Raw genomic sequence first — 16,813 nt, forward strand, 5'->3', positions numbered from 1 at the left:
ACGGCACCGTTGCCGACCCACGTTCGCGCGACGTTACCGGGGCGTAGAAGCGGATTCCAAGCTCCGGCCAGCCGAATCTTTTCAAGATCCGACCCGAACGCAGGTGGAAGCACAGCAAGATCGCGGAGGGTTACGCCACAAGTGTCATCCGTGGACGGGCGGAGGATCACCAGGTCGTGCGATGCTGGAACCCTCGCCGGCACCGAGGAGGAATGTCACGTGGCGCAGCACGCAGCGGAGACGAACCCGGCTCGACTGGGCCCGGTCAAGCGCGAAGAGACCTGGCAGCGGCTCGGCAACGAGACCTTCGACCTCGTCGTCATCGGCGGCGGCGTGGTCGGCGCGGGCACGGCGCTGGACGCCGCGACGCGCGGGCTGCGGGTCGCGCTCGTCGAAGCCCGCGACCTCGCTTCGGGGACGTCGAGCCGGTCGAGCAAGCTCTTCCACGGCGGCCTGCGCTACCTGGAACAGCTCGAGTTCGGCCTGGTCCGGGAGGCGCTGCGCGAACGTGAGCTGATGCTGACGACGATCGCACCCCATCTGGTGAAGCCGGTCAGCTTTCTCTACCCGCTGACGCACCGCGTGTGGGAACGGCCCTACACCGCCGCCGGCCTGCTGATGTACGACACGATGGGCGGCGCCAAGAGCGTCCCGGGCCAGAAGCACCTCACTCGTGCGGGCGCGCTGCGGATGGTGCCGGCGCTCAAGCGGTCCGCGCTGATCGGCGGGATCCGCTACTACGACGCGCAGTCCGACGACGCCCGTCACACGATGACGGTGGCCAGGACGGCGGCGCACTACGGCGCGGTCGTGCGGACGTCGACCCAGGTCGTCGGGTTCCTGCGCGAGGCCGACCGGGTGTCCGGCGTGCGCGTGCGCGACGTCGAGGACGGCCGCGAGACGGAGATCTCGGCGGCCGCGGTGATCAACTGCACCGGCGTCTGGACCGACGAGCTGCAGCGCCTGTCAGGCGGCCGCGGGCGGTTCCGCGTGCGCGCCAGCAAGGGCGTGCACATCGTCGTGCCGCGCGACCGGATCGTCTCGGAGTCGGGGATGATCCTGCGCACCGAGAAGTCGGTGCTGTTCGTGATCCCGTGGCGGAATCACTGGATCGTCGGGACGACGGACACGGACTGGAACCTCGACCTGGCGCACCCGGCGGCGACGAAGCACGACATCGACTACCTGCTGGAGCACGTCAACAGCGTCCTGGCGACCCCGCTGACGCACGACGACATCGAAGGCGTGTACGCGGGCCTTCGCCCGCTGCTGGCGGGGGAGAGCGAAGAGACTTCGAAGCTTTCGCGCGAGCACGCGGTGGCACGGGTGGCGCCGGGCCTGGTCGCGATCGCGGGCGGCAAGTACACGACGTACCGGGTGATGGCGGCGGACGCGGTCGACGCGGCGGCGGTGGACCTGCCGGGCCGCTCGCAGCCGTCGATCACGGACAAGGTGCCCCTGATCGGCGCGGACGGTTACCACGCGCTGGTCAACCAGGCCGACCACCTGGCCGCCGAGCACGGCCTGCACCCGTACCGGGTCCGTCACCTGCTGGATCGCTACGGGTCGCTGGTCAACGAGGTCCTGGCCTCGGCAAGCGGTCGTCCCGAGCTGCTGAAGCCGATCGAGCACGCGCCGGACTACCTGGGCGTCGAGGTGGTGTACGCGGCTTCGCACGAGGGGGCGCTGCACCTGGAGGACGTCCTGGCCCGCCGGACCCGCATCTCGATCGAGTACGCCCACCGCGGGGTGGAGTGCGCGGAGCAGGTGGCGGCATTGGTCGGCGAGGTCCTCGGCTGGTCACCCGAAACGGTGAAGCGGGAGATCGAGGTCTACAACGCACGGGTGGAGGCGGAGCGCGAGTCCCAGTCCCAGCCGAGCGACGAAGCGGCGGACGCCCTGCGGTCGGCGGCCCCGGAGGCCCGGGCGGGCATCGTGGAGCCGGTGAGCTGAGAGAGGTTGTCCCCAGCCCCTGCGAGTTGTGGACAAGCCGCGCCGCCGGGCGCTTTCGGACGAGTTCCGTCCGAGGGCGCCGATAGACTGGCCAAGGGGACGCCCCCCTGGGAGCGGCGGGGGATGTTTTCCGGGAGTCCGGGCCCCCGCTGCTCAGGAAGTCCGGTGCCAGCGGATCAGGCGCTCGCCGGTCGGGGCTGGGGTTGGCTCTGGGCCCACCAGGGTGAACCCGCAGCGCTCCGCCACGATTGCCGATGCCGTGTTGCTCTCCTCGTAGCGGTAGCTCACCTCCGTCAGCCCCAAGCCACCGAAACCGAAACGCAAAGCCGCGTTCAACGCCGTTGTCGCGATGCCCTTGCCTCGCTCGGTCGGGTGAACCCAGATCGTCGCCTCCGCGTACTGCGCGGCGAGGTCCAGCTCGCGCAGGCCCACCTCGCCCAGCAGCCTGCCCGACGTCGGCTCCGCGATCGCCCACGAACAGCGCTCGTCGCCCGCCCACTGGGCTGCTCGCAGCGCTACGTACTCCGTTGCCTCGTCGAGGGTGCGCAAGCGGTAGTTCAGCACGTACTTGCGGTGCGTCGGGTCGGCGAACGCCTCCATCAGCGGCGGCCGGTCGTCGATGTGCCGGTCCGCGCGCAGCTGGCGCAAGTAGTACGTGCCCGCGTTGATCTCCACCGGTTCCACTCCGCCCAGCCTAGCCAGGCCGGGAGCGCGCCGCCCCCGGCCCGGCGATCAAGGCCGGATCACGGCGTCAAGCGCCAGATCACCGGCACCCCGCTGTCGGGGGTCGCGTCGTTCGACGCGTAGCCCGCGAGCGTGCCGTCGTCGGCCGCGACCTGGGCCCGGAACGTCGAGTAGCCGCTGGGGCCCTGGACCACGCCCGGGACCGTGCCGCGCCACACCACCGCGTTGCCGTAGATCTGCGGCCCTGACGGCGTGGGCGCCATGCCCACGGTCAACCCGGCCTTGTTGACGTCCACGGCGATGCCGCCGCCCTCCAGGCCGGTCGTCCCGTCCGGCGTGGACCACCGGGCCGCCTGGTTGCCGCCCCACAGGCGCCACCCGACGACGACTCCGTTGCGGATCGCGGACCCCTCGGCCTGTCCGGACGGGCTCGGCGTGAGCTTCCGCAGGACGCCGTCCTTCCACAGCGCCGATCCGGTGCCCGTGCTCAGCAGGATCGTGCCGTCGTCGTCCAGGTCGCGCGGGCTCGAGACGTCCCCCGTCTCCGGGATGACCACCGGCGCGCTGCCGTCGGCCCGCCACAGGACGATGGCCCGGGGCACCCCGGGCTCGTACGCCTCACCCAGCACATCGCCGCGCGTGTTGATCGCGACGCCGGTCACTTCCCGGTAGCCCGCCGGGTTGTCCTTGATGTGGTACCACGACTCGTCCAAGGTGTAGGTCCGGCTGGTCATGGTCTGGTAGTCGTGGATCGTGCCGACCACGACGCCGGACGAGTTTTCGTCGTTGGCGTCGACCCGCTCGTACCCGTCCGGCACGCCACGCAAGAACGGCTGCCCGTTGCGCCAGCTCACGACCTGGGTGACGTCGTTGACCCGGAACGTGCCGGTGTACTCGCCCTTGCCGTCCGACCCGGTGATGTTGCCCGCGCCCGCGCCGGGCGGCAACGGCAGTACCGTCGGCCGCCACGGAATGCGGACCGCCGCGGCGTCCGCGGGAACACCCAGAGCGGTGACGGCGATCGCCACGGTGGCGAGCACCCCCGCCCGCAACCACGTCTTCTTCATCTTGTCCCCTTTCCCCCGACCTGCGTGCTCTCCACGTCCGGAGGGGGGTACCGGTTGCCCGGCGAACGGAGCAATCTCAGAGCGCGGGGACCTGCGCGCTGACGGCCGTGCCGCCGCCCGGGGTGCTTTCGATCGACAGCGTCCCCGCCACCCGGCGGACGCGCTGGCGCATCGCCTCCAGGCCGAAGCCGGTGCCGTCGCCGCGGTCGCCGGGCCGGAAGCCGGCACCGTCGTCGACGACGTCGAGCAGCACCAGATCGTCCGAATAGGACAGTGTCACCGCGATCCGGGACGCCTTCGCGTGCTTCTCCGCGTTCGCCAGTGCCTCCTGCGCGACGCGGTAGAGCGTCTCCTCCAGGTCGGGCAGCAGGGGCCGGGCGTCGCCGGTGGTCTCCATGCGCACCGCGACCCCGGACGTCGCGGAGACCCGGTCGGCCAGCCGGGAAAGCGCTTCCGGCAGCTGGGCCGCGGCCAACGGCTCCGGCCGCAGCGCCTGCACCGCGCGACGCGCTTCGCCGAGACTCTCCCGGGCGAGCGCGTGAGCCTGCTCCACCCGCCGGTCGCGGTCCGGGCCGTCGGCGGCCTGCAGCTGCGTGACGATCCCGGTCAGGCCCTGGGCGAGGGTGTCGTGGATTTCGCGGGCCATCCGCTGCCGCTCGTCGAGGACGCCGGCCTCCCGCGCCTGAGTGACCAGCCGCGCGTGCAGGTCCGCGTTCTCCTCGAGCGCCGCTTCCAGCCGGACGGTCGCCTTCCGCCGCTGCTCGCTCTCCGCCCCGACGAACCACGCGGCGTACAGCAGCGGCCCGGCCATCGACAGGACCAGCACCCACGTCGGGCTCGGCGAATCCGAGTTCGCCGCCAGCAGCGGCACCGTCGCCGTCGCGGCCACCGCGAAGAACCCCCAGCGCGCCGGGAAGAGCACGAAGGCGAGCGGGTAGCCGAAGGACGCGAAGCCCATGAAGGTGTCGTCGCGCGCCACCAGCACGGTGGCGGCCGCGAGCACGCCCGCGTAGTAGCCGGCGGCGAGCCACGGGTGCGTGCGCCGGTGCGGGAACAGCGGGATCAGCAGCGGCACCCACACCGCCGCGGCCACGACGACGGCGAGCGTGGCACCCCGGATCCCGGGCCCCCAGATCACGCACGCCGCGAGCCCGGCGAGGCCGACGCCGGTGAAGATCGGCCCCGCCACCCGTTCGCCTCGGGCGTCCAGCGCGCCCGGCACCACGCCCATCACGGCCGTGATTCTCGCAGGCTCAGCGCCGGCGGCGGGCCCCGGCGATCATCGCGACCACCAGCGGCAGCGCCACCGAGATGATCAACAGCCGGCCGCGGGACAGGATGAGCACCGCGACCGCGAGGACGATCGCGATCGGGACCGCGCCGCGGATCAGGAACTGCTGCAGCGCGCCGTCGCCGGACATCACCGGCACTGGGGGCGCGGACGCCCCGTTGAGCAGCGCGCTCGGGCGCGGCGAAGGCAGGTCGTCGAACAGCGGCACGAGCTCGCTGACCCGCTTGGCCGCGGTGACCTTCGCGGACCGGGTGCCGTACTCGTCGATGTCCAGCCGCCCGGACCGGACGTGCTCCTCGAGGACGTCCAGGGCGTCCTGGCGTTCGTCGTCGCTCAACCGCATGTCGCCCACGGTGGATCAGCGGTCCAGGCCACGCCGGTGGTCGCGGTAGGAGTCGCGCAGCTCGCGCCGCCGGTCCCGGTCGCGCAGGTGCCGCTCGCGGCGGTCCCCGTGGTCGTGGTGGGCGTGGTGCTGGTCGTGCCCGGCGTGACCCCACATCGACCGGCCGAAGATGCTCAGCCCGATCGGGACGAGGATCAGGGTCCCGTGCACGACGCCGGTGGCGATCAGCGCGATCGTCGCGATCCAGACCAGCGGGAGGAACGCGGCGACGAACCGTTGTCCCCCGCTCCAGCCGACCGGCGCACCCGGTTGCCGGGGCGCGGGCTGGGCCTCCGACGCCGGCCCGGGGGCCGCGACGGCCTGCGGCGCGTCGTCGTAGCGGGGGTGTGGTGCGGGCAGGTCCGCGAAGATCTCGACGAGCTCGCCCCGGGTCTTGGCCGCGGTGATCCGCGCCGAGCGCTCGCCGTACTCGTCGATGTCGATCCGCCCCGCGCTCATGTGCTCACCGAGCGCGGACAGCGCGGACTCGCGGTTCTGGTCGCTGATCCGCAGCTGCGGAGACGGGACTTCGGTCACCTGGTCGATGGTAGGCCGCCTCGGGGGCGGCCCACCACGACATCGGTAACGAACTGCGCTACTTGATCTCGAGAAGCTGCGTGCCCTGCGTCACGGCGGCGCCGACCTCGACCGAAAGGCCGGTGACCGTGCCCGCTTTGTGTGCGGTGACCGGGTTCTCCATCTTCATCGCCTCGAGGACGACGATCAGCTCACCGGCTTCGACCGTCTGGCCCTCTTCGACGGCGACCTTCACGATGGTGCCCTGCATCGGCGCGGTGACGGCGTCACCGCTGACCGCGGCCTTGCCACCACCGGCGCGCTTGCGCGGCTTCGCCTTGACGGCCGTACCGCCCCCGCCGCCGCCTTCGAGCGCGAACCCGCCCGGCAGCGACACTTCCAGGCGCCGCCCGCCGACCTCGACGACGACGTTCTGCCGTGGCTCTTCTTCGGCGGCCTCGACGTCCGGCGCGACGAACGGCTCGATCTTGTTGTCGAACTCCGTCTCGATCCAGCGCGTGTGCACGCTGAAGCCGTTCTCGTCGCCGATGAACGCGGGGTCGTTCACGATCACGCGGTCGAACGGCAGCACCGTCGCCATGCCCTCGACGACCATCTCGTCGAGCGCGCGGCGGCTGCGTTCGAGGGCGTTGTTCCGGTCGGAGCCGGTGACGATCAGCTTCGCCAGCATCGAGTCGAACTGGCCGCCGATCACGCTGCCGGACTCGACACCCGAGTCGACGCGCACGCCGGGGCCGCTCGGCGCGACGAACTTCGTCACCGTGCCCGGCGCGGGCAGGAAGCCGCGGCCGGCGTCCTCGCCGTTGATGCGGAACTCGATCGAGTGACCGCGCGGCTCGGGGTCCTCGGTGATCCGGAGCTTCTCGCCGCGCGCGATGCGGAACATCTCGCGGACGAGGTCGAGGCCGGTGGTCTCCTCCGAGACCGGGTGCTCGACCTGCAGGCGCGTGTTGACCTCGAGGAAGGAGATGGTGCCGTCGGTGGCGACGAGGTACTCGACCGTGCCGGCGCCGTAGTACCCGGCTTCCTTGCAGATCGCCTTCGCCGACTCGTGGATGCGCTTGCGCTGCTCGTCGCTCAGGAACGGCGCGGGCGCTTCCTCGACGAGCTTCTGGTGCCGTCGCTGCAGCGAGCAGTCGCGGGTGCCGACGACGATGGCGTTCCCGTGCTGGTCGGCCAGCACCTGCGCCTCGACGTGGCGCGGCTTGTCGAGGTAGCGCTCGACGAAGCACTCGCCGCGGCCGAACGCGGCGACCGCCTCGCGGGTCGCCGACTCGAACAGCTCGGGGATCTCTTCGCGGGTGCGCGCGACCTTGAGGCCGCGGCCACCGCCGCCGAACGCGGCCTTGATGGCCACCGGCAGGCCGTACTCGTCGGCGAACGCGACGATCTCGTCGGCGTCCTTGGCCGGCTCCTTCGTGCCCGGCACCAACGGCGCGCCCGCGCGCAGCGCGATGTGGCGGGCGGTGACCTTGTCGCCGAGGTCGCGGATGGCCTGCGGGCTCGGCCCGATCCAGGTCAGCCCGGCGTCGAGGACGGCCTGGGCGAAGTCCGCGTTCTCGGAGAGGAAACCGTAGCCCGGGTGCACCGAGTCGGCGCCCGAGCGCTTGGCGGCGTCGAGGAGCTTGTCGAAGTTCAGGTAGCTCTCGGCGGCCGTGCTCCCGCCGAGTGCGAACGCCTCGTCGGCCAGGCGCACGTGCGGTGCGTCGCGGTCCGGATCGGCGTACACCGCGACGCTGGTCAGTCCAGCGTCCTTGGCGGCTCTGATCACGCGTACCGCGATCTCGCCCCGGTTGGCGACCAGGACCCTCGTCACCGGACCACCGGTGGATTCGCCGACCTGCTCGGCCACCCCGCACCTCCTGCGTCCCGACAGCTGCATTGCTGACCGCTCACGCGGTACGGGGAAGTCTACGGATATGCCGTCGCGAGTCCCTTGAGTGAGAGCTGAACCACGCTCAGACGTGGTGCCGCAGCTCCTGGGGCAGCGGCGAGTCCAGCACGATGACGTCGTAGGGGTTCGCCGCGTGGACCTTCGGCAGGTGCTCGGTGTTCACCAGCACCCACGGCTGGTGCTCGCCGCAGCAGTCGATCAGCCGGTCGAGCGCGGTGAACGCGACCAGGGCGGTGCGGCCGTCCGGCGTGCGGCGCAGCTCGATCGACGCGCCTTCGGTCTCGGCGCTGGCCGGCCCGGTCGGCAGGTAGAGGGCGGGGGGAAGGTTCGGGTTCGTCACCCGGACAACATAGACGGACACGCTCCGCGAGCACGGGGTGCCTCCGCGGGGTCCACGGCCGGGGGATTTCGGCCACACCCCGCCGGGCCGCTGCCCACACACAGTCGCGACGCGGCTTACGCTCTGTCTCATGCGGACTTCGGCGGCGCGCACGCCTCGGTCGGCGCTGCTCACCGCGGTGCTGGCCGCGGTGGTGACCGTCGGCGCGATCGCCGCGGTGTTCCTGCTCCGGCCGCGGCCGGAGGAACCCGCCGGCGCGGCCGAGCCCGCGGCCGCTCCGGTGTCCCCGGTGGTGACGTGCGGCGGCGGCCCGTGCCGCCAGCTGGCGGCGATGACGGTCGGCGGCACCCCGGTGGTGCTGCTGACCGATGCGGCGGGCGGGTCGGCGCGCGTGCGCGTCGGGCCCGAGCCGGGCACGGTGTTCGAGCTGTCGATCGCCCAGCTGGGCGTGCGGCTGGACCAGAACTCGCTGCGCTGCATCGACGGCGCGGCGCCGACGTGCCTGGTCCGCGGCGACGTCGGCAGCGAGGGCAAGGCGGCGTACGGCGAGCTGCTCGTCGCGAGCGGCGGGGTGTGGCGCGCGCCGGGCAAGCCGTACTTCGCGGACGCGGGAACACTTTCGCTCTACGACGTCACGGCCGACGGCCGCCCGGACGTGATCGTGGTCCGCCACGACTGCCGCGGCGCGGACTCGGGCACGGCGAAGTGCGACGCGGCCCCGGTGCTGGGCCAGGTGTACGACCTGACGGGCAAGTCGGTCGGCTGCACGCGCCGGTACACGGCGCCGTCGGACCTGCGCGGGTGGCCGGACATCCGCCTCACGCGCGCGGACCTGCGCACCTGCCCGTCCTGAACGACGAGAAGGCCGCCTCGAAGCTTCTCGAGGCGGCCTTCTCGGACTCGCGGGTCAGGCGGGGGCGGGTTCCGTGTGCCGGGCCTCGGTGCCCTCGTCGCTGTGCTGCGGACGGTCCGTCGGGGCGTTCAGGACCTCTTCGTCGAGGAGACCCTCGCCGCGGGCCACGACCACCGGCACCACGATCTGGCCGGCCACGTTCGTCGCCGTGCGCATCATGTCCATGATCGGGTTGACCGAGTAGATCAGCGCCAGGCCGAGCGCCACCTGCTTCGCGTCGAGGCCGATGAACGACGTCGTCAGCGTGAACGCCGTCAGCCAGCCCGTGGTGCCGGCCGTCGCCAGTGCGCCGACCACGGCGACCACGACGATGCCCACGTACTGCCAGAAGTTCAGCGACACCCCGGCCAGGTTGGCGACGAAGATCGCCGCGATCGCCGGGAAGACCGCCGCGCAGCCGTCCATCTTCGTCGCGCTGCCGAGCGGGGTCGCGAAGGCCGCGTACGCCGGCTGGACGCCGAGGTTCACCGCGGACTGGCGGGTCAGCGGCAGTGTCGCGGCCGAGGACTGCGAGGCGAACGCGAACTGGATCGCCGTGCCCGCCTTGGAGAAGAACTTCAGCGGGCTGACCTTCGCCACGAACCGCAGCAGGATCGGGTAGACGACGAACAGCACGAGCAGGCAGCCGACGTACACCGCGAGCGTGGTGGAGAACAGCGGCCGGAACAGCGCGTCGCCGTAGTTGGAGACCGCCGCGCCGATCAGGCCGATGATGCCGATCGGGGCCAGCCGGACGATCCAGCCGAGGTAGCGCTGGATGATCTCGAAGACGCTCGTCGTGAAGTCCACGAACGGCTTCGCCTTGTCACCCAGGCTGTACGCGGCCGCGCCGATGACCAGCGCGAGGAACAGCACCTGCAGCGTCTCGCCGTCGGAGAACGCTTTCACGAAGTTCTCCGGCAGCAGCCCGTTGACGAAGGCGTCCCACGAACCCCAGTGGTCGACGCTGGCGGCGGCTTTGTCCGCGTTCTTGGCGGTCGCCGTGACGCCGCCGAGCCCGCCCGAACCCGGGTTGAAGATCCGCCCGACCGCGATGCCGATCAGCGACGCGATGAACGACGTGATGGCGAACCACATGACCGTCTTGCCGCCGAGGCGCGCGGCGGTGCGGCCGCCGCCGAGCTTCCGGAGGCTGTTGATGCCGACCACGATCGCCGTGAAGACCAGCGGGATCACCGCGATCTGCAGCAGGGTCGTGAAGATGGTGCCGATCTGGTCGAGGAGATCGGTCAGCCAGCCGGCTCCGGTCTGCCGCGCGAGGACGCCCAGGAGGGCGCCGACGACGAGCGAGCCGAGAACCGCGGCCGCGAACACCCGCGGTTTGGTGTATGTCCGTACAAAAGACACGGGGAGACTCCGGTGCTCGAAAGTTTCTGTATTGCCTCGTGAGAAGAACGTTAGGCAAGACGAGACTCTTCCGGATCACCCGTTGGTGTGGCGCTCTTCTCAGGATGCGGGAGGTCGCCAGAGATCCACGACACTCACGCCGACCTCGGCGAGCAGCCGGCGCGTCAGCGGGAGGCTGATGCCGACGACGCTCGTGTGGCCGCCGTCGAGCCCGTCGACGAACCAGCTGCCCATGCCGTCGATCGTGAAGCCGCCGGCCACGTGCAGCGGCTCGCCGGTCGCGATGTAGGCGTCGATCTCCGCCGCGCTCGGCGTGCCGAACCGGACGGTCGTCGACTCCCAGCCGCTGGTGTCCTTGGCGCGCGTGCCGCCGTCGAGCCGGACGACCGCGTGGCCGGTGAGGAGTTCACCGGATGACCCCGCCATCGCGGCCCAGCGCTGCCGCGCGATGTCCGGGTTCGCCGGTTTGCCGACCATCTGCCCGCCGATGTTCAACATCGAGTCGCAGGCGACGACGACGGCGTCCGGGTGGGCCGCGGCGACCTCGTCGAGGACGGCTTCGGCCTTGGCCGCGGCGAGGGCGGCGACCAGTTCCGACGGTGATGGATCGGTCAGCGAGGCGGCGACGGCGTCCTCGTCGACGCCGGAGACGAACACGGCCGGATCGAGACCGGCGGAACGCAGGAGGGCGAGCCGGGCGGGGGACTGGGAGGCGAGGACGAACTGCACAGCGTGAAGGTACCCGGACGCCTGCCGTAACCGAATTGTGACCGGCGCCACCCGGATGCGGAGTTAGTTTGTTGTTGCTCGCAACATATGGCGCCGGGAAGACGCGGAGGTGACCGATGACCGTACGGGTCACGGAATCGACGTCGGCTCACAGGTCGCAGTCGCTGTGGGCGAGGATCCGCGCGACGAAGGGCCGGGCGACCATCCGGGCGGACTCGACCTCGGTGTCGAAGGCCGCCCGCTAGACCACCGCTCCCGCGGTTCGTGCGAGCCTCCGGTCCCGACCCCGGAGGCTCGCACGGTTCTCAAGCGGTGGCGGCCTCGGGAGCCGGCGCCTGGGTTTCCCAGCGTGGCTTCACCTTCCGCAGCATGGCCGCCGAAAGCACGCCGAGCAGCAGCACCGCCATCGGCAGCAGCATCGTCACCCGCGCGGCGTCCGTCAGTCCACTGTGGACAGCGTCGGAAGCGAGCCGGCCCGCCTGCGCGGCGACCTCCGCGGGCAGCCCCGGCATCGGCGACGGCCCGCCGGCCGACCCGAACTCTCCGGTGCTCGCCGCGGCCTTCGCGATGCCTTCCGCGAACGGCGCCCGGTACTGCTCCGGCAGCTGCGAGGCCGCCTTCGCCGCTTCGTCCGCGATGGACGAGCTCACCTGGGCCTGCAGCAGCACGCCGATCGCCGCGGAGCCGAGCACGCCGCCGACCTGGCGGGACGTGTTGAAGATCCCCGACGCCGTCCCGGCCAGCCGGGGTTCCACCGACCCCATCGTCATGTTGCTCATCGGCGAGAAGATGCAGCCGATGCCGAGACCGCACAGCAGCAGCGCCGGGATGAAGCTCCACGGGCTGCTGTCCGGCGACGCCTGCAGCGCGATGACCCCGAGCCCCGCGGCCAGCGACCCCAGGCCGAACATCACGAGGTACTTGCCGTTCACCTTGTCGGACAGGTTCCCGACGAACGGCGCCACGATCCCCGACAGCAGCGACATCGGCGCGGTCAGCAGGCCCGCCATCGTCGGGGTCAGGCCGAGCACCGACTGGATGTAGATCACCAGCGGCAGGAACATGCCGGTCATCGCGAAGCCGACCGTCGTCGCCGTGAGCGTGCCCGCCGAGAAGTTGCGGTTCGAAAAGACCTGCAGCGGCAGCAGCGGCTCGCGCCTGTTGACCCGCTGCCACACCACGAACGCGATCAGCAGCAGCACGCCGGCGCCGATGATCTCGAACACCGTGATCCCGCCCCAGACGGTGCCCCAGTCGTACTGCTGGCCGTTCTGCACGCCGAACACGATGAACAGCAGCGCCGCGCTCGAGAGCAGGATGCCGATCACGTCGAACGAGTGCGAGTGCTTCGGCTGCCAGTCCGGCACCAGCACCAGCGTCATGACGATGGCGACCACGCCGATCGGCACGTTGACGTAGAAGATCCACTCCCAGCCGAAGTGGTCGACGAGCACACCGCCGAGCAGCGGGCCGGTGATCGTCGCCAGCCCGGCGACGCCGCCCCACATGCCCATCGCCGGGCCGCGCTTGGCCGGCGGGAACAGGTGCGTGATGAACGCCAGCGTCTGCGGCGTCATCAGCGCGGCGCCGATGCCCTGCACGGCACGTGCGGCGATCAGCATCTCGACGTTGCCGGACAGGCCGCACCACAGCGACGCGCCGGTGAACACGACCAGCCCGGCGAGGAACACCCGCTTCGGGCCGAAGCGGTCGCCGAGGCGGCTGGTGAACAGCATCGGCACGGCGTAGGTCAGCAGGTAGACGCTGATCACCCAGACGACGGAGTTCAGCCCGGCGTTCAGCTCGCGCAGCATGGTCGGGATCGCGATCGACACGATCGTCGTGTCGAGCAGGATCATGAAGAAGCCGAGGCACAGCGCGCCGAGCGCCGCCCACGGGTTAGCTTGTCTTGCGTTCATCGTCGTCTTCCTCGGTGATGAGCGTGAGCTTCGGTTGTTCGCAGTCCTGGAACGGGATCCGCCCGGACCTCAGTTCTTCGTGCAGGCGCACGGTCCACTCGAGCTCGAACTTCCGCTGGTCGCACTTGTACTGCCAGTCGAGCCAGTAGATCGGCGGCGTCCGGTCCTCGGCGAGGCGCTGCAGCACCGCCTCGTCGGCCGCGACGCCGGCGCGCAGCCGGGTGATCCGGTGTTCGAGCTCCAGCAGGGACGTCTCCTTGCCGAGCTCGTCGATCACGGCGAGGCCGGAGAGGTACGCGGGGAACTCGTCAGCGAGGTCGCCCAGCAGCTCGCGGCCGCGCTGGTTGAACTCGTCCAGGCCGGCCTGGGTCATGCCGTAGACGGTCCGTTCGGGCCGCCTGCCGTCGCGCTGCGTGTCGACGACCTCGATGAAACCGTTGCGCTGCAGGCGTTCCACGGTGTGGTAGAGCGACCCGGCCTTCACGTTGACGCGGGTGCTGACGTACCGCTCGCGCATGAGCGAAGCCATCTCGTACGGGTGCATGGGCTTCTCGTGGAGCAGCTCCAGCACGGCGAGGCCGAGCGGGGTCAGCTTGGCCGAGGCCATGATCGTTAGTCCCTTCGGATGACTCCAGGTCGTTTATTCCACGTGGACTATACGGCGCAGACTAAGCGGCCGTCCACGCTCACTTCTGTGACGGTCCGTACACGGCACGGAGGCCCCCATGATCCCGTCATGGGGGCCTCCGCGGCTTCTCTCAGAACGGCCAGTCGGCGTTCTCACCCGCTTCGAGCAGGGGAATCATCCGGAACCCCTGGTCGGTGAGGCCGCCGAACGTGTGCCGGTGCCCGCTGCCGGACGGCGCGTGGCCGAACCGGTAGCCGGCCAGGTTCCACGTGTACAGCGGCACGTGCGCGGGCAGTGACCGTCCGACGTCGCCGCCGCCGGCCTGCTCGTCGGTGAGGATGACGACGCGGTCGTGCCGGGCGAAGTGCCGCTTCACCGCGGCCGCCGTGTTCGTGCCACCGCCGAGGAAGTACCCGCGGGACTTCCAGCGCTCGACGTCGCTCAGCAGCGACCCGCCCGGCCGCAGCTTGAACACCTTGGTGTGCGCGCCGCCCAGGAGGAAGCCGTCCGAGAACGACACGACGTCGGCGCTCGCGCACCGGCGGCCCAGTGCGAGGCCGAACACCGCGGCCGCGTCCCAGCGCTTCAGCGTGCCGTCCTTGCTGAAGCCCATGTTCATCGACGCCGAGGTGTCGACGAGCACGAGCGTCCGGCCCGGCAGCTCCGGCACGTTCGCCAGCGAATGCGCGATGGCCTGCTCCAGCGCCCACGCCCACCGCGGCGACGGCGCGGCGCGGTACGCCGACAGGAACCGCATCGGCAGCTGCCGCGACTTCGCGACCTGCGCCGGGTCGGCCAGCCGTGCGGCGACCCGCTGCGCGACCTCGTCCGAGACACCGGCCTGGTCGAAGTTCCTGAGGTTTCGCAGGCAGTTTCCGGTCACCACACCGTTCGCGACGAAGAGGTGCGAGGTATCCACGGTCACGCAGTAGGCCGGGACGTCGCCCGCGTCTTCGATCGCCACGATCCGGTCCAGGGCGACCGACGGGTCATAGCCGTGCATTTCGCTCGTCGCGGCCGCCACGTGTGCGAGACGTTCCGCGGCGCGGGCGAGAGTCGTCGCCTTGTACCCGATCCGAAGCTCGAGGAGCTCCGAGAGACGGCAGACCGCGGCGGCCCGGCTCACCTCGACGACGAACAGCGGGTGCCGGCTGATGATCTCACGTCCACCGGCGCGGCTTCCGCTCGTCCGCGGAGCGCGCTCGACCAACCTCGACGGGACTCCGAGGCGGAGCAGCGCGTCCGCGACCTGGGCGGCGAGCCGTCGGCTGACGGTCGCGTACTCCACCGACGCGTGGTAGGTCTTCTTCGCGTTTCGGCGCTCCCGCACGCAGCCGTCGGTGTCGATGAGCCCAGAGAGCGCTCCGATCCAGAACTCGCGGCTGAACGGGCGCTCGGGGAGCGCCTTCATCTCGACTCGCTTGCCCCAGACTTCGTAGGCGCGCAGCACCTCGGCCAGGGGATTGCGATGCCACCGCTGGAGCGGAAAGCGCATCCGGACGATCTTGCCGTTCGGGTACTCGCGCACTTCGCAGCCGTGCTTTCCGGCGTAGTCGCGCATGAAGGCGCAGGCGCCGTCCTCGGGGTCGCCGTGGAACTCGGGTGTCACGGAAGTCATGCCGCCATCGCCGAGCATCGCGCCGATGAAGTAGCCGTCCCAGGCGTCGCCCTCGGTGCCGAAGTACGAGGCGGTGAGCGGAATGGGGACACGGTCGCCGACGACGAGGCCGGCGGTCGTCGTCCACTCCCAAGCCTGCCGTCCGCGCGCTCGCTGACGGACCCAGCGGTGATCCCGCGTCGCCGTGATCTCGCGGCCGGAGACCAGCCGCACAGTCGAGGCGGGGCGTAGACCGGCGTCGATCCAGTCTGACGGCGCGGTCGGGACCAAGCGGCCGACGGACCGTTCGCGCGGCTCCTGTCCGGGGCCGTAGCGCACCGGGCGGGTGTCCCAGTCGCGGTCGTAGGCGAGGACTGGCAGACGACGACGGACGACCTCCTCGATCGGAGCGGTCGTCCCGTCCGGGAGCCAGACCGGAGTTCCTTCGGCAAGGCAGGCCATGTATCCCATCGACGGGATCAGCGCTTCCCAGACGCGCGAGTCGAGCGGGCCCTGCAGCCAGCCGGCGACCGACTCCCACGTCATGCCCGCCGCGCGGAGGACGTCCGGCGCGTCCGGCTGCCCGAACAGCTCGCGACGGCGCGGGACGTCCCACGCCATCAGCTCGGCGCGGGCGCGCAGGACTTCGAGCGCGTCCGGCAGCGGGTTCCCGCGGGAGTGCCGCTCGTCGAGGACGTGCTTGAACAGCGCGCCCTGGGCGGCGTCACGGCCGGCCGGGTGCGTCAGCTCGAGGACGTCGGCGAAGCGGAACGCCCGCGCGGCCGAGTCCCACTTGACGTACGCGCGCTCGTCGTAGAGCTTTCGCGCCGCGTCGGCCACGCCGCGCTTGACCGGCTTCGGGATGTTCTTGCCGTGCACGGAAGTCCAGTAGGCGAGCAGCTCCCCGGGCTCGTCGGCCCGCTGCAGGACGTCGGCGACGACCTGACGGCCGAGCCCGTCGAGCCCGGCATCGCGGCGCGCCTTGGCGAACTCGGCCGCGCCGACGAGCGACGCGGTGCGCAGGTTCGCCTCGGTGCGCAGCCAGCGCAGGAACCGGGCCGTCCACTGTGGATCCTCGAGGGTCGCGGCGTGGACGAGCGATGTGTAGCGGGTGTCGCGCGCGCCGGCGGACTCGTAGAAGGTGTGCTCGCCGACCATGTTGGTGACAGCGAGCAGGAAAAGCTCGGACCGGGCGTCGCGCGCGTAGCCGGCGCCACCCTCGTGGGTGACGGCGGAAGCCGTGGCCTCACCGCGGACCGGCGAGGTCGCGGTGTTGAACTTGCTCATTTCTCCCCCTCGTGATGGGGGAGCCGCGGCCACGGCGATGCCCGAGTTCGAAGTCGGTGAAGGTATGTTGCTGCTCTGCCGAGCTGAGCTACCGGACCAAGTGGCCCGGGAGGGATTCGAACCCCCGACCTGCCCACTACAAGGAAGTAACCCTCGCCTGCGCACCGGACATCGGTGTGGCCGCGGCTCCCGAGATCGTGCTCGCACCGGGAGTGCGTGCCCGAGATCGAAGTGGTGAAGGCTTT

The 16,813-nt window shown here is 71.1% G+C and carries 15 protein-coding genes; 3 read left to right on the forward strand and 12 right to left on the reverse strand.

What is annotated here, in order from left to right:
* The first annotated feature begins 219 nt into the window (after positions 1-219).
* Complete coding sequence (locus AA23TX_RS45560; RefSeq protein ID WP_155549073.1) at positions 220-1,953, forward strand: glycerol-3-phosphate dehydrogenase/oxidase; 1,734 nt, start codon at positions 220-222, stop codon at positions 1,951-1,953.
* 153 nt (positions 1,954-2,106) lie between these two features.
* On the opposite strand, the gene AA23TX_RS45565 is transcribed toward AA23TX_RS45560, so the two are convergent.
* The 7 genes from AA23TX_RS45565 to AA23TX_RS45595 all read right to left on the reverse strand — a co-directional run bounded on the left by AA23TX_RS45565 (position 2,107) and on the right by AA23TX_RS45595 (position 8,148).
* The gene (locus AA23TX_RS45565; protein ID WP_155549074.1) at positions 2,107-2,637 is read right to left on the reverse strand and encodes a GNAT family N-acetyltransferase; all 531 of its coding nucleotides are present in this window, start codon (positions 2,635-2,637) and stop codon (positions 2,107-2,109) included.
* 59 nt (positions 2,638-2,696) lie between these two features.
* Positions 2,697-3,704 (reverse strand): hypothetical protein, encoded by a 1,008-nt coding sequence (locus AA23TX_RS45570; RefSeq protein WP_155549075.1) that lies wholly within the window; start codon positions 3,702-3,704, stop codon positions 2,697-2,699.
* Between the two features lie 76 nt (positions 3,705-3,780).
* A complete protein-coding gene (locus tag AA23TX_RS45575) occupies positions 3,781-4,935 on the reverse strand; it encodes a sensor histidine kinase (protein ID WP_155549495.1) in 1,155 nt (384 codons plus the stop codon).
* A gap of 22 nt (positions 4,936-4,957) precedes the next feature.
* Positions 4,958-5,347: a DUF1707 SHOCT-like domain-containing protein gene (locus tag AA23TX_RS45580; RefSeq protein ID WP_155549076.1), complete on the reverse strand. Its 390-nt coding sequence runs from the start codon at positions 5,345-5,347 to the stop codon at positions 4,958-4,960.
* Positions 5,348-5,353: 6 nt separating this feature from the next.
* Positions 5,354-5,914 (reverse strand): DUF1707 SHOCT-like domain-containing protein, encoded by a 561-nt coding sequence (locus AA23TX_RS45585; protein WP_155549077.1) that lies wholly within the window; start codon positions 5,912-5,914, stop codon positions 5,354-5,356.
* Between the two features lie 58 nt (positions 5,915-5,972).
* Positions 5,973-7,766 (reverse strand): acetyl/propionyl/methylcrotonyl-CoA carboxylase subunit alpha, encoded by a 1,794-nt coding sequence (locus tag AA23TX_RS45590; protein ID WP_155549078.1) that lies wholly within the window; start codon positions 7,764-7,766, stop codon positions 5,973-5,975.
* A 106-nt stretch (positions 7,767-7,872) separates the two neighbouring features.
* Positions 7,873-8,148, reverse strand: coding sequence for an SAV_915 family protein (locus AA23TX_RS45595; RefSeq protein ID WP_086673790.1), 276 nt, complete (start codon positions 8,146-8,148; stop codon positions 7,873-7,875).
* 130 nt (positions 8,149-8,278) lie between these two features.
* Here AA23TX_RS45595 and AA23TX_RS45600 point away from each other — a divergent pair, with 130 nt between their 5' ends.
* Positions 8,279-9,001 carry a hypothetical protein gene (locus AA23TX_RS45600; protein ID WP_155549080.1) on the forward strand — a complete coding sequence of 241 codons (723 nt, stop codon included), beginning with the start codon at positions 8,279-8,281 and terminating at the stop codon, positions 8,999-9,001.
* 54 nt (positions 9,002-9,055) lie between these two features.
* Here the strand turns inward: AA23TX_RS45600 and AA23TX_RS45605 are convergent, their stop codons facing one another.
* Entirely contained in the window at positions 9,056-10,408 is a 1,353-nt protein-coding gene (locus tag AA23TX_RS45605) for a dicarboxylate/amino acid:cation symporter (RefSeq protein WP_196425893.1), read from the reverse strand.
* 99 nt (positions 10,409-10,507) lie between these two features.
* Complete coding sequence (locus tag AA23TX_RS45610) at positions 10,508-11,137, reverse strand: Maf family protein (RefSeq protein ID WP_155549082.1); 630 nt, start codon at positions 11,135-11,137, stop codon at positions 10,508-10,510.
* A gap of 116 nt (positions 11,138-11,253) precedes the next feature.
* Between AA23TX_RS45610 and AA23TX_RS50875 the strand changes: the two genes are divergently transcribed.
* Positions 11,254-11,382, forward strand: coding sequence for a hypothetical protein (locus tag AA23TX_RS50875; RefSeq protein ID WP_277875489.1), 129 nt, complete (start codon positions 11,254-11,256; stop codon positions 11,380-11,382).
* Between the two features lie 60 nt (positions 11,383-11,442).
* Here AA23TX_RS50875 and AA23TX_RS45615 read toward each other — a convergent pair whose 3' ends face one another.
* From AA23TX_RS45615 to AA23TX_RS50630, 3 genes are all read right to left on the reverse strand, one after another.
* Positions 11,443-13,056, reverse strand: a complete 1,614-nt coding sequence (locus AA23TX_RS45615; protein ID WP_155549083.1) for a DHA2 family efflux MFS transporter permease subunit — start codon at positions 13,054-13,056, stop codon at positions 11,443-11,445.
* Positions 13,037-13,663, reverse strand: a complete 627-nt coding sequence (locus AA23TX_RS45620; RefSeq protein ID WP_155549084.1) for a PadR family transcriptional regulator — start codon at positions 13,661-13,663, stop codon at positions 13,037-13,039. The genes AA23TX_RS45615 and AA23TX_RS45620 overlap by 20 nt, the downstream gene beginning before the upstream one ends.
* Before the next feature lie 151 nt (positions 13,664-13,814).
* Complete coding sequence (locus AA23TX_RS50630) at positions 13,815-16,568, reverse strand: LAGLIDADG family homing endonuclease (protein ID WP_230863091.1); 2,754 nt, start codon at positions 16,566-16,568, stop codon at positions 13,815-13,817.
* Positions 16,569-16,813: the final 245 nt, after the last annotated feature.

The organism is Amycolatopsis camponoti, assembly GCF_902497555.1.
GTDB classification, from domain to species: Bacteria; Actinomycetota; Actinomycetes; order Mycobacteriales; family Pseudonocardiaceae; genus Amycolatopsis; species Amycolatopsis camponoti.

Coding starts and splice junctions, on each gene's coding strand:
- AA23TX_RS45570 (WP_155549075.1), bottom strand. CDS start 3,704: ATGAAGAAGACGTGGTTGCGGGCGGGGGTGCTCGCCACCGTGGCGATC.
- AA23TX_RS45575 (WP_155549495.1), bottom strand. CDS start 4,935: ATGGGCGTGGTGCCGGGCGCGCTGGACGCCCGAGGCGAACGGGTGGCG.
- AA23TX_RS45600 (WP_155549080.1), top strand. CDS start 8,279: ATGCGGACTTCGGCGGCGCGCACGCCTCGGTCGGCGCTGCTCACCGCG.
- AA23TX_RS50875 (WP_277875489.1), top strand. CDS start 11,254: ATGACCGTACGGGTCACGGAATCGACGTCGGCTCACAGGTCGCAGTCG.
- AA23TX_RS45615 (WP_155549083.1), bottom strand. CDS start 13,056: ATGAACGCAAGACAAGCTAACCCGTGGGCGGCGCTCGGCGCGCTGTGC.
- AA23TX_RS45620 (WP_155549084.1), bottom strand. CDS start 13,663: ATGGCCTCGGCCAAGCTGACCCCGCTCGGCCTCGCCGTGCTGGAGCTG.
- AA23TX_RS50630 (WP_230863091.1), bottom strand. CDS start 16,568: ATGAGCAAGTTCAACACCGCGACCTCGCCGGTCCGCGGTGAGGCCACG.